9 protein-coding genes are annotated in these 11,883 nt (G+C 71.4%); 2 read left to right on the top strand and 7 right to left on the bottom strand.

Translation table 11 applies throughout. The features are described from left to right. Positions 1 to 2,051 (top strand): AAA family ATPase (locus tag A5659_RS00290; RefSeq protein ID WP_197497858.1); only part of this gene is annotated, 2,051 nt, incomplete at its 5' end. Here A5659_RS00290 and dapE read toward each other — a convergent pair. From dapE to A5659_RS28870, 3 genes are read right to left on the bottom strand one after another with little or no spacing between them, the layout of a single operon-like run. Next, complete coding sequence (gene dapE / locus A5659_RS00285) at positions 2,048 to 3,112, bottom strand: succinyl-diaminopimelate desuccinylase (RefSeq protein WP_067178752.1); 1,065 nt, start codon at positions 3,110 to 3,112, stop codon at positions 2,048 to 2,050. The two genes, A5659_RS00290 and dapE, sit on opposite strands and share 4 nt — an antisense overlap. A gap of 55 nt (positions 3,113 to 3,167) precedes the next feature. Then, positions 3,168 to 4,316 carry a PPE family protein gene (locus A5659_RS00280; protein WP_067178750.1) on the bottom strand — a complete coding sequence of 383 codons (1,149 nt, stop codon included), beginning with the start codon at positions 4,314 to 4,316 and terminating at the stop codon, positions 3,168 to 3,170. Positions 4,317 to 4,347: 31 nt separating this feature from the next. Further along, the gene (locus A5659_RS28870) at positions 4,348 to 5,163 is read right to left on the bottom strand and encodes a PE domain-containing protein (protein ID WP_067178747.1); all 816 of its coding nucleotides are present in this window, start codon (positions 5,161 to 5,163) and stop codon (positions 4,348 to 4,350) included. Between the two features lie 290 nt (positions 5,164 to 5,453). Between A5659_RS28870 and dapD the strand changes: the two genes are divergently transcribed. After that, complete coding sequence (gene dapD / locus A5659_RS00270; protein ID WP_067178745.1) at positions 5,454 to 6,407, top strand: 2,3,4,5-tetrahydropyridine-2,6-dicarboxylate N-succinyltransferase; 954 nt, start codon at positions 5,454 to 5,456, stop codon at positions 6,405 to 6,407. 10 nt (positions 6,408 to 6,417) lie between these two features. Here the strand turns inward: dapD and A5659_RS00265 are convergent, their stop codons facing one another. The 4 genes from A5659_RS00265 to A5659_RS00250 form a co-directional block, all read right to left on the bottom strand. Continuing rightward, positions 6,418 to 7,710, bottom strand: a complete 1,293-nt coding sequence (locus A5659_RS00265; RefSeq protein WP_066878558.1) for an MFS transporter — start codon at positions 7,708 to 7,710, stop codon at positions 6,418 to 6,420. 191 nt (positions 7,711 to 7,901) lie between these two features. Continuing rightward, the gene (locus tag A5659_RS00260) at positions 7,902 to 9,317 is read right to left on the bottom strand and encodes an acyl-CoA synthetase (protein ID WP_067178743.1); all 1,416 of its coding nucleotides are present in this window, start codon (positions 9,315 to 9,317) and stop codon (positions 7,902 to 7,904) included. Between the two features lie 28 nt (positions 9,318 to 9,345). Further along, a complete protein-coding gene (locus tag A5659_RS00255; RefSeq protein ID WP_066871216.1) occupies positions 9,346 to 10,254 on the bottom strand; it encodes an alpha/beta fold hydrolase in 909 nt (302 codons plus the stop codon). 133 nt (positions 10,255 to 10,387) lie between these two features. Then, positions 10,388 to 11,848, bottom strand: a complete 1,461-nt coding sequence (locus tag A5659_RS00250; RefSeq protein WP_067178742.1) for an aldehyde dehydrogenase family protein — start codon at positions 11,846 to 11,848, stop codon at positions 10,388 to 10,390. Between the last annotated feature and the right edge of the window lie 35 nt (positions 11,849 to 11,883).

Raw genomic sequence — 11,883 nt, 5'->3', positions numbered from 1 at the left:
GCGGAGCGGTGGTGGTGGGGCCCGACGGCGTCGGCAAATCCACCCTCGCCCGGGTGGCCGCCGAGCGTTTTGCCGAGCGCAATCCCAGCACGCTCATCCGCTGGGTCACCGGCACCCCCACCGAACGCGCGGTCCCGTTCGGGGCGTTCAGCCACCTGGTGGAGATCACCGACCTCGGCAAGCCCGCCGCGCTGCTGCGGGCCGCCCGGGCATCGCTGGGCGGTGACGACCTGCTGCTCGTCGTCGACGACGCCCAACACCTGGACGTGCTGTCGGCCACCCTGGTCTACCAGCTGGCGCGCGACGGCGCCGGACGGCTCATCGTCACCGCCCGCGCCGACTCCGCTCCCGAGGCGATCGCGGCGCTGTGGGGTGACGACCTGCTCACCCGGCTCGACATCGAGCCGCCGGGCGGGGCGAGCGCCCCGGCGCAGATCGATACCTTCCTCGCCGAGCTGCCCGCCGCGGCGCGGTCGGTGCTGGAGTACCTCGCCGTCGCCGAGCCGCTCTCGGTCACCAATCTGACCGAGCTCGCCGGTGACGGCGCGGTGGCCGACGCGGTGGCGTGGGGCGCGGCGGAGACCCGCGAGCGCGGCGGCTCCTCCGACGACCCGGTCGTCTACACCGCCCACCCGCTGTTCGCCGAGCGGACGCGGGCGCTGCTCGATCCCGACGACGCGCGACAGCGACGCACCGACGTGGTCGAGCTGCTGTCCCAGCGGCCGTCGGAGCACCTCAGCGACCGGTTGCGGCTGGTGTCGCTGGCGCTGGACAGTGCCACTCCCCCGCGGGTCGCCGACGTCGCCGCCGCCGCACAGCAGGCGCTGCGGCTGGGCGACCTGGCGCTGGGCGAGCGACTGGCCCGGTCGGCCCTGCAGCGGTCCGGCGGGTTGGCGGCGCGGCTCGCGCTGGCCCACGCCCTGGCATGGCAGGGCCGTGGTCGCGAGGCCGATTCGGTGCTGGCCGACGTCGACTCCAGCGCACTGACCGAAGCGGCGCTGATGGATTGGGCGCTGCTGCGGGCGGCGAACCAGTTCTGGATGCTGAGCGAACCCGAGCGCGCCACCGCGTTCCTGCGGACGGTGCGCAATCGGGTCACCGATACCGGCCCGCGCACCACCCTGGACGCGCTCAGCGCGACGTTCGCGATGAACGCCGGCAATGTCGGTCACGCCGTGAAGGTGGCCGGCGACGTCCTCGCATCGCCGTCGGCCGATGACCAGGCGGTGGCCTGGGCGGCCAGCGCGGCCGCGTTGTGCGCGGCGCGTGAGGGCCGGTTCGACGACGTCGAGCCCCTGGCGCAGCGCGCGCTGGGTGCCGAACACCCTGGGCTGCTGCGCTTCACGATCGGGCTGGGACAGACCACCGCGCTGCTGATGGCCGGCCGGCCCGACCAGGCCCGCCTGCTCGCACAGCAGTTCACCGACTTCGCCGAGCTGCAACAGCCGGGCCGCGCGATCGGCGAGGTGCTGCTGGCGCATGTGCTGCTGGCCGGTGGCGAATTCGCCTCCGCAGCAGCGTTATTGACTCCGGCTGCCGCCACCCTGGAGCGCACCGGTTATTCGTGGGGGCCGTTTTCGCTGACGCTGCTGGCCACCGCGCTGGCCCAGCAGGGCGACACCGCCGCGGCGGCGAAAGCGTTGAGCAGGGCCGAATCCCGGCACGGCACCAAATCCGCGTTGTTCGCGCCCGAGCTCGGCGTGGCGCGGGCGTGGCGGCTGGCCCTGGTGCGGGACGCCCACGGCGCGGTGGCCGCCGCGCGCGACGCCGCCCGGATGGCCGAACGCGGTGGGCAGCGGGGGGTGGCGTTGCGGGTCTGGCACGAGGCCGTGCGGCTGGGCGACGTCCGGGCCGCCGACCCCCTGGGCCGGCTCTGCGGCGAGATCGACTGTGTCGCAGGCAGACTGGCACTGGCACACGCCCGCGCGCTGGCCGCCGGCGATGGCGGGGGGCTGCGGGCGGTGTCGGACGAGTTGACGTCGATCGGCATGCACGCGGCCGCCGCCGACGCCGCCGCGCAGGCGCAGCGATGCGGGGGCGGGAACGCCTAGCCGCTCAGGTAGGCGCGCAGCACGTCGACCGCGGCGGTGATGTCGGCGACCGCGACCCGCTCGTCACGCTTGTGCGCCAGGTTGGGATCGCCGGGCCCGAAGTTGACCGCCGGTATGCCCAGTGCGGCGAACCGCGCCACGTCGGTCCAGCCGTACTTGGCCCGGACGTTGCCGCCGGCCGCCTCGACCAACGCCTTGGCGGCGGGTTGGGACAGCCCGGGCAGCGCGCCGGCCGCCGCGTCGGTCTGTTCGATGTGCACGTCCAGCCCGGCGAGCACGTCGTGCACGTGTTGCAGTGCGTCGGGCAGCGACCGGTCCGGGGCGAACCGGAAATTGACGGTCACCGCGGCCGCGTCGGGGATGACGTTGCCCGCCACACCACCGTCGATGCGGACGGCCGACAGGCCCTCGCGGTAGACGCAGCCGTCGATGTCGACGCTGCGGGCCTGGTATGCGGCCAGCCGTTCCAGCACGGCGCCCAGCTTGTGAATCGCGTTGTCTCCCAACCAGGATCGCGCCGAATGGGCGCGGGTTCCGGTGGCGCTGACCACCACGCGCAGGGTGCCCTGGCAGCCGGCTTCGATGAAACCGCCGGTGGGCTCGCCCAGGATGGCCACATCGGCGGACAGCCAATCCGGCAGCTCGCGTTCGATGCGGCCCAATCCGTTTGCGGCGGCCTCGATTTCCTCGCAGTCGTACATCACCAGGGTGAGATCGTGCACCGGGTCGGCCACGGTGGCGGCGAGATGCAGGAAGACCGCGTCGCCGGACTTCATGTCCGCCGTGCCGCAGCCGTACAGGTCGCCGCCCTCCCGGCGGCTGGGCAGGTTCGCGGCCACCGGCACGGTGTCGAGGTGCCCGGCCAGCAGTACCCGCGACGGCCGCTGATGGTGGGTGCGGGCCAGCACGGCGTTGCCGTTGCGGACGATCTCGAACCCGGACGTCTGGGCTCGCAGCGCGGCCTCGACCTCGTCGGCCAGCCGGGCTTCGTCCCGCGATTCGCTGGGGATGTCGACCAGCGCCGCGGTCAGCGCGACCGGGTCTCCGCGTAAGTCCAGCACGGTCTAACGATAATCCGTCGCCGCTCATGGCGAACGGCGCCGAACACCGCGTGCGCTAGACGAGCAACCGCGTGGGCATCACCTTGGGTTTGACGCCGTAGCGCGGCCCCATCCCGTAACCGCCCCGCCCCGCCGAGGCGACGGCAGGCATGCCGGACGCCCACGCCGTGTGCGCCTCTTCGGCCGGTGCGGTCCAGCCCGTGCCCGCGACGGTCTCGGCCGGGATTCGTGGCGTGGCCGCCGACCACGCGGCGGGGGTCGACAATCCGCCGACCGGGTTCGCCGCGCCCATGCTGGCCAGCACCGGTGCGGCACCCACGCCCGCAGCACCGGCCGGGGCCGCCGCACTCACCAAGGCGCCGCTGCCGACCGCACCGCCCACACTGCCGGCCACGCTGCCGGACGCCGCCGCGTCGAGGGTGTGGTTGTAGAGGATGTTGGACACGATGGTGTTGAACACGTTCCAGGACACCACGTCGAAACCCGCGTTGCCGACGTTGGACACGACCGGGTCGCCGAGCACGCTGTCCAGCGCGCTCCCGGCCGCGCCCGCGCCCGGCAATGCGGCCGGCGCGGCGAACGACTGCACCGCGTCGGGCACGTTGGAGACGACCCCGCGCAACCCGCTCGTCTGCGCGGCCGTGGCCGCGGTCTGCACGCCCAGGCCGCCCGGGCTGTTCGTGGGTGCCGGCTCGGTCAACGGGCTCAGCCGGGCCGCGGCGGCGGACGACGCGGCGTAGGCATACATCGCGGCGGCGTCCTGGGCCCACATCTCGCCGTACTGCGCCTCGGTGGCCGCGATGGCCGCGGTGTTCTGCCCCAGGACGTTGGTCGCGACCAGGGCCGCCAGCTGTGCCCGGTTGGCGGCGACCAGCGGCGGCGGCACGGTCATCGCGAACGCCGCCTCGTAGGCGGCCGCCGATGCCATGGCCTGGGCCGCGGCCTGCTGCAGCTGGCCGGCGGTGGCGTGCATCCACTGCACATACGGCTGGGCGGCGGTGACCATTGCGATCGACGACGGGCCCATCCACTCGTCGCCGGTGAGATTGGCGATCGCCGCCTGGCTGGCCGCGGCGGTCGTGCTCAGTTCGTCGGCGAGGCTGCTGAACGCCGCCGCGGCGGCCATCATCGGCCCGGCCCCAGCGCCGGTGTACATGCGCAGGGAGTTGACCTCTGGGGGGAGTGCCCCGAAATCGAAAGTCATTGCGGTGCTCCTGTTCTCAGTTAGGTGGGTGCTAGACGGTCGGCGTGGGCAGCACGGTGGGCTTGACGCCGTAGCGGGGGGCGCCCAGGCCGTAGCCCCCGCGCCCGGAGGTGGCCATCGACGGCACGCCGCCCGGAACGGTGGTCACTGACGTGCTCTGGGGCGCGGCGCTGGTGAAACCCGCGCCGGTCAGCGTCGCCGCGGTCGGATTGGCCACCGGGACACCGGTTGCCGCCCAACTGGGTGGCACCGATAAGGCGCCGATCGAGGGCCCTTGGCCGGCGCTCGCCAGCACCGGCGCCGCAGCCATGCCCGTGGGACCGGCGGGGGCGGGCGCGCTCGCCGCGGTTGCCGTGCCGACGTCGCCGGTCAAGTTCGGGATCCCGGACGCGCCGGGGACGGGCGCGAATTGTCCCTCGCCCAAGGTGATGAAGTCGGATGCGGCGGCGCCGACGTTTTGACCCCATTCGATCTCGGTGCCGAGGGCGGCGTCCCCGGGCGGCGGGTCGGCGGCCGCGGCGGCCGGTGCAAACTGCTGCAGCGCCGCGGCGCTGGTGCTGACCTGGTTGGCGGATTCCGTCGTCCCATAGGAGTCGGCGTTGCTGTCCAGGTTGTTGACCAGCGTCTGGTGAATCGCCCTGGCCTGGGCGCTGACTTGCTGGTACCAGGCGCCGTAGGCCGAGAATTGCGCGGCCTGCAACGCGGACACTTCGTCGGCGGCCGCGGGAGCGATGCTGGTGGTAGGCGCCGCAGCCGCGGCATCCTGGGCGGCCATCGACGAGCCGAGCCCTTCGAGGGTGCTCGCCGCGGCGAGCAGCGCCTCGGGCCGTGTGGTGACAAAGGACATGTTTTTCTCCTCCGGCAATCAGGCGGCCGCTATGGACCGGCGACAACAAGCCCCGCGACAAGGCCGGGAATCGACCCGCGGACCCCGGAAGCTACGTACCCGAAACGGCGAAATTCACGCCGCTGACCTGCGGGGACCGGCGGGGCTGACCGCCGCGAACGCCCGCGTTGCACCGACGGTTATTAATTGCCTTGCCCGGGTGGGACTTTCAATACCGGAAGCCGTCGCGGCGGCGGGCGCCCCGCGGGGCGGGCGGATCGGGGCGCGGCCCACGAAGTAACCTGACCGCCGTGACAAGAGCAGCAGGCGCCGAAGGGATAGGCCTGGCAACGCTGGCCGCCGACGGATCGATCCTCGACACGTGGTTTCCCGCACCGGAACTGACCGATTCGGGCACCAGCGCGACGTCGCGGCTGGCGCTGTCCGACATTCCCCCGGAGCTGACCGCGCTGATCGGACGCGACGACGACCGCGGCACCGAGACCGTTGCCGTACGCACGGTCATCGGCTCGCTGGACGACGTGGCCGCCGACGCCTACGACGCCTACCTGCGATTGCATCTGCTCTCGCACCGGCTGGTGGCGCCGCACGGACTGAACGCCGGCGGCTTCTTCGGGGTATTGACCAATGTGGTGTGGACTAATCGCGGGCCGTGCGCCGTCGAGGGATTCGAGGCGGTCCGGGCCCGGCTACGCCGCCACGGACCGGTGACGGTCTACGGCGTCGACAAGTTCCCGCGGATGGTCGACTACGTGCTGCCGGCCGGGGTGCGCATCGCCGACGCCGACCGGGTGCGCCTCGGCGCCCATCTGGCGCCGGGCACCACGGTGATGCACGAGGGCTTCGTCAACTACAACGCCGGCACGCTGGGGGCCTCGATGGTGGAGGGACGCATCTCCGCGGGCGTGGTGGTGGGCGACGGCTCCGACATCGGGGGCGGGGCCTCGATCATGGGCACGCTCTCCGGCGGTGGCACCGAGGTGATTTCGATCGGCAAGCGATGCCTGCTGGGCGCCAACGCGGGCCTGGGCATCTCGCTGGGCGACGACTGCGTCGTCGAGGCGGGCCTGTATGTCACCGCGGGCACCAAAGTCGTTACGCCCGAAGGCAAAACAACGAAGGCCCTGGAGTTCTCCGGCGGCAACAACCTGTTGTTCCGCCGCAATTCGGTGAGCGGGGCGGTCGAAGTGGTGGCCCGCGGCGGCCAGGGCATCGCCCTCAACGAGGACTTGCACGCCAACTGACGCGCGGCCCCTACAGATCGACGGGGACCTTCTCGACGGTCGGGGCGCGAAGCGTAGTCCCCTTGGTTTCGGGCAGCAGGTAGACGGACACGAAACTGGCCACGACGAGGGTCGCCATCATGAGCCCGATCGCCCAGCTGCCGTAGGTGGCCAGCAGGCTGCCCGCCAGCAGCGGCGGCACGGCGGCGCCGAGGAGGCCGGCCAGGTTCATCGCCACGGCCGCGCCGCTGTACCGGTAGCGCGTGGCGAACAGTTCGGGAACGAAGGCGCCGGTGGGGCCGTTGGCCACCGCCGCGCAGGCGAACATGCCCAGCACCGCGACCGCGTACATGACGGGATTGCCGGTGTCCATCAGCGGGATCACCACGAACGACCACGGCAGACACGCCGCCAAGCCACACAGCATCACCCGGCGGCGCCCGACTCGATCGGACAGCCATGCCCCGAACGACACGAACGCGATGCTCGTCAGCCCGGCCAGCGCGCCGACGCCCCAGATGAAGCTGCGCGAGTAGCCCAACTGCGAGTGGGCGTACATGACCAGGAAGGTGTTGCCCAGGTAGACCAACCCCATGCCGCCCAGGAAGCTGCCGGCGACGAGCACGATCTCACGCCGCTGCAACCGAATCAGCTCGGCCAGCGGCGCTTTGGGCACCAGGTTGCGGGCCTTCTCCTCCACGAACAGCGGGGTTTCGTCGATGTTGAGCCGCACATAGAGGGCGATGCCGATCAGCGCGCTGCTGATCAGGAACGGCACCCGCCATCCCCACTGCATGAAGGCGGGGCTGCTCTCGCCCATGGTGAGGCTGACGGCCAGGAACGTCAGGCTGGCCAGTATTCCCGCCGTCCCACCGCCGAGCGAGGTGAACATGCCGTACCAGCCGCGCTTGCCGGCGGGCGCGTATTCGGCGCTGAGCAGGACGGACCCGGCCCATTCGCCGCCGACGGCGAACCCCTGGAACAGCCGCAGGACGACGAGGATCAGGGGCGCGGCGATCCCGATCGACGCCGTGCTGGGCACCAGGCCCACGCTGACGGTCGAGGCGCCCATGATCAGCAGGGTGGCCACCAACGTCTTCTTCCGGCCCAGCCGGTCGCCGAAGTATCCGAAGACGGCCGCACCCAGCGGGCGAGACAGGAACGCCGTCGCGAACGTCGCCATCGAGGCGATGGTGGCCACCGTCGAGCCCAGGCCCGGGAAGAACACCGTGGGAAACACCAGTGCCGCCGCGGTGCCGTAGATCAGAAAGTCGTAGAACTCGATCGCCGAGCCCACCAGGCAGGCGGCCGCGATCCGGCGCATGGTGGTAGGCGCGGCGGCGGGGACCACGGACCGGGTGGGCTCACCCACGGTGGCCGCGCATTGTCCGGTTGCATCGATACACGGATACGACGGTAGGTGACGCTTCGCGACGACGCTCGGCGCTGAAGCTGGCAACTTGCTGCGTGTCTTTGTGCCCGGCGGACCGGGCGCCCAGCCGGCTGAGCGGCCGCTCAGCCGTCGGTCAGCAGCCGCTTTTTGAGGACCTTGCCCATGGCGTTGCGCGGCAGCGCGTCCACGATGCGGACCTCACGCGGGCGTTTGTGCACCGAAAGCTCTTGCGCGACATAGTCGATCAGTTCATCGCCCGGGGCAGACCCGACGACGAACGCGACGATGCGCTGACCGAGATCCGCGTCGGGCATCCCGACGACCGCCGCCTCGGCGACACCCGGATGCCCGAGCAGCACCGTCTCGATCTCGCCCGCGCCGATGCGGTAGCCGCCGGATTTGATCAGGTCTACCGACTCGCGCCCGACGATGCGGTGCATCCCCTCGGCGTCGATCACCGCGACGTCGCCGGTGCGATACCAGCCGTCGGCGTCGAACGCCTCGGCGGTGGCGTCCGGCTGGTTGAGGTAGCCGTCGAACATCATCGGCCCGCGCACGTGCAGCTTGCCGACGGTCTCCCCGTCGTGCGGCACCAGCGCGCCCTCGTCGTCGACCACCCGGGTCCGCACACCGGACAGCGGCAGCCCCACCCAGCCCGGGCGCCGCTCGCCGTCGGCGCGGGTGGACAGCGTGATCAGCGATTCCGAGGCGCCGTAGCGTTCGATGGGCTGATGACCGGTGAGCCCGGCCAACCGGTCGAACACCGGAACCGGCAGGGGCGCGCTTCCCGAGACCAGTAGCCGCGCCGGGCGCAGCGCCCGGGCGGCCGTCTCGTCGGCGCCCACCCGCGACCACACGGTGGGCACCCCGAAAAACAGCGTGCCGCCGTGCTCGGTAGCGGCCTGCGCGTAGCCCTGCGGTGTCGGCTTGCCGGTGTGGATGAAGCGATTCCCGATCCGCAGCGATCCGAGCAGCCCCAGCACCAGGCCGTGCACGTGAAACAGCGGCAAGCCGTGCACCAGGACGTCGTCGGCGGTCCACTGCCAGGCCTGCGCCAGGGCGTCGAGGTCGGCCGCGATCGCCCGCCGGCTCAGCACCACACCCTTGGGCAGCCCGGTCGTCCCCGAGGTGTAGATGATCATCGCGGTGGCGTCGGGCGACGGCTCGGAGTAGCGGTGCCAGGAGCGGGCGTGCAGGCGCACCGGGATGTGCGGCAGCCCCTCGGACTCGTCCGGCACCGGCCCCAGCCAGGCCTGCACCCCGGAGTCGGTGAGCATGTGCCGGCGCTCTGCCGCGCCGACGTCGGCGGGCACCGGCACGAAGGGCACCCCGGCGATCAGGCAGCCGGTGACCGCCAGCACCGTCGCGGCGGTCGGCGCGGCCAGGATGGCGACGCGGCCCGCGCCGCCGACCCGTTCGGCCACCGAGGTGGCGGCGCCGACGAGATCGCTGCGGCTGAGCACCGCACCCTCGATGCGCACCGCGTCGGCGATATCGGTGGCGGTCAGGGCCGAGGGATCGAGGGACGCCAGTAGCACGTCAGCAGGCTACCCGGCGCCGGGCAGGTCAGCCCTTCTCGTCCCAGATCTTCGTCAGGGTGGACAGGATCTCCTCGCCGCGGCCCAGCCCGCCGAGATGGCTTTCGCCGGGCAGCACGATGAGTTCGCAGTCGGGCAGCAGGGACACCACGTGCTGACCATGCGCGAACGGCACGATGTGGTCGCTGTCGCCGTGCCACCAGCGCACCGGGACTTTGACCTCGTCGAGCCGGAATCCCCAGTCCTGGGTGAACAGGATGATGTCGTTGAACGGGGCCGCCAGCTGCTTGCGGCTGCCGTTGAGCAGGTCGTCGAGGAACATCGCGCCGAACTCCGGACGGGTGAGCAGGCGCCGGTCGCCTTCGGGCGAGATCGCGGCGTACAGATACAGGGCGATGTTCGCGACCGGGCGGATCGAGCGGACCAGCAGGCTCGCGCCGATCCGCAGCGGGTCGCCGCCCAGCTTGAGCAGCGGTGCGGCCCGCTTGCCCAGGTTCATCAGGCCGCTGGTGATGCCCTCGTCGCCCAGGAACGGCGCGACGCCGCCGAGGATCCCGGCCGTGACCACGCGATCCGACAGGGCCGCGGCGGACGCGAGCGCGTACGGACCGCCGCCGGACAACCCGATGACCGCCATCTTGTCGATGCCGAGCGTGTCCGCGATGGTGCGCAGGTCGTCGGCGAACGCCCGGATGTTCCGATACCGGTGGGGGGTCGACGAGCCGATGCCGGGGCGGTCCAGCCCGATCAGCCGGATCCGGTGGTGCTGGGCGTAAAGGCGGGCCTCGGTGGGAATCTGCCGGCGGGCGCCCGGGGTCCCGTGCAGCCAGAACATCGCGCGTCCCTGCGGGTCGCCGAACTCGGCGAAGCCGATCTGGCGGTCTTCGCCGACGGCGACGTTTCCTTCGAGTTTGGGGCGGGCGATCTCGATGACCATGTCGAGCAGCTTGGCATGTTACGAGCGGTTTACAAAAGGCCGGTTAGGCGTTAAGCACCGGGGCGGGCGCCCGCCGGCCTTCGCGCAGGGGCGTCACGACCCGCCGGTCCCCGGCGTGCCGTCGGCCGACCCGTCACGCGGGAACGCCGATGGCCATCGGCTCCATGTACTGGTGTAAGCCGCCGATTCCCCCGCCCTCTCGCCCGAGCCCGCTGAGCTTGAAGCCACCGAACGGCGCGCCGCCCGGACCGCAGCCGTTGACCGCAATCTGTCCGGTACGGATTCGGCGCGCGACGCCCACGGCGCGGTCGACATCGCCGCCCCACACCGCCCCGGAGAGCCCGTACTGCGAGTTGTTCGCGATGGCGACCGCATCGTCGTCGTCGCGGTAACGCAGCACCGTCAGCACCGGACCGAACACTTCCTCTTGCGCGATAGTCGAATTCGGCTCCACGTCGGACAGAATCGTCGGCTCGAAGTAGAAGCCGATGTCCAAGCCGGGCGGACGGCCACCGCCGGTTACCAGCTTCGCACCTTCGTCGATGGCACCGGCGACGTGCGCCTCGACGCGGTCCCGTTGCGTCGCGCTGATCAGCGGACCCATCTGCACCTCGGGATCGGTGGGATCGCCCACCTTGACCTCGCGGGCCAGCGCGGCGAGCCGGTCGACGACGTCGTCGTGCAGCGAATCGGGCAGCAGCAACCGGCTGTGCAGAATGCAGGCCTGTCCGGCGTGCAGCGAGCAGCAGTCGAACAGCAGCTGCTGCAGCATCTCGTCGGTGACCTGCGCGTCGTCGAGGACGATGCTGGCGGACTTGCCGCCGAGTTCGAGCAGGATCCGCTTCATCGTGTCCCCGGCGGCCGCCATGACCTGGCGGCCGACCGCCGAGCTGCCGGTGAAGCTCACCATGTCGATCCGCGGATCGGTGGTCAGCAGCTTGGCCGCCTCGACCCCGGAGGGCGTGACGACGTTGACCACGCCCGGCGGGATGTCGGTGTGTTCGGCGATGATCCGTGCAAGCGCCAGCCCAGCCAACGGCGTCAGCGGCGAGGGCTTGAGCACGACGGTGTTGCCCGCTGCCAGAGCATGATTGAGCTTCATCACGTTGAGACAGTGTGGGAAGTTCCACGGCGTCAGCACCGATACGACACCCAGCGGCTCATGACGCAATAACGTCGTTCCGGCGCCCATGCCGGTGACCTCTTGGTCGGTCAGTTGGGTGGCCAGCTGCGCGGCGTGTAGGGACATGAACGCGGCGCCGTCGATCTGCATGATGCGCTCGTTGGAAACGCAGCCCCACTCCGACTGGGACAGCGCGAAGAAGTCGTCGGCGTGTTTGCTCAGCGCCTCGCCCAACTGGTTGAGGCACGCGGCGCGCTGCTCGGCGCTCATGGTGCGCCAGGGTCCGCTGTCGAAGGCGCGGCGCGCGGCGGCGATCGCGTCACCGACCTGGGCGACGCTGGCGTCGGGCGCGGTGGCGATCACGTCCTCGGTGGACGGGGAGATGTCGTCATAACGACCGTCCTGCGGGTCGACCCAGTCGCCGTCGATGTAGAGCTGATAGGTCTGAACGAGAGCGGGCGAATCGGCCATGTGCTTCCTCCGGTCATCTGATCACTTGGTGTACT

The sequence above is a fragment of the Mycobacterium sp. 1165196.3 genome (genome assembly GCF_001673415.1).
Classification (GTDB): domain Bacteria; phylum Actinomycetota; class Actinomycetes; order Mycobacteriales; family Mycobacteriaceae; genus Mycobacterium; species Mycobacterium europaeum_A.
The sequence above is the reverse complement of the archived record's forward strand: the minus strand, read 5'-3'. Positions and strand labels throughout refer to the sequence as shown.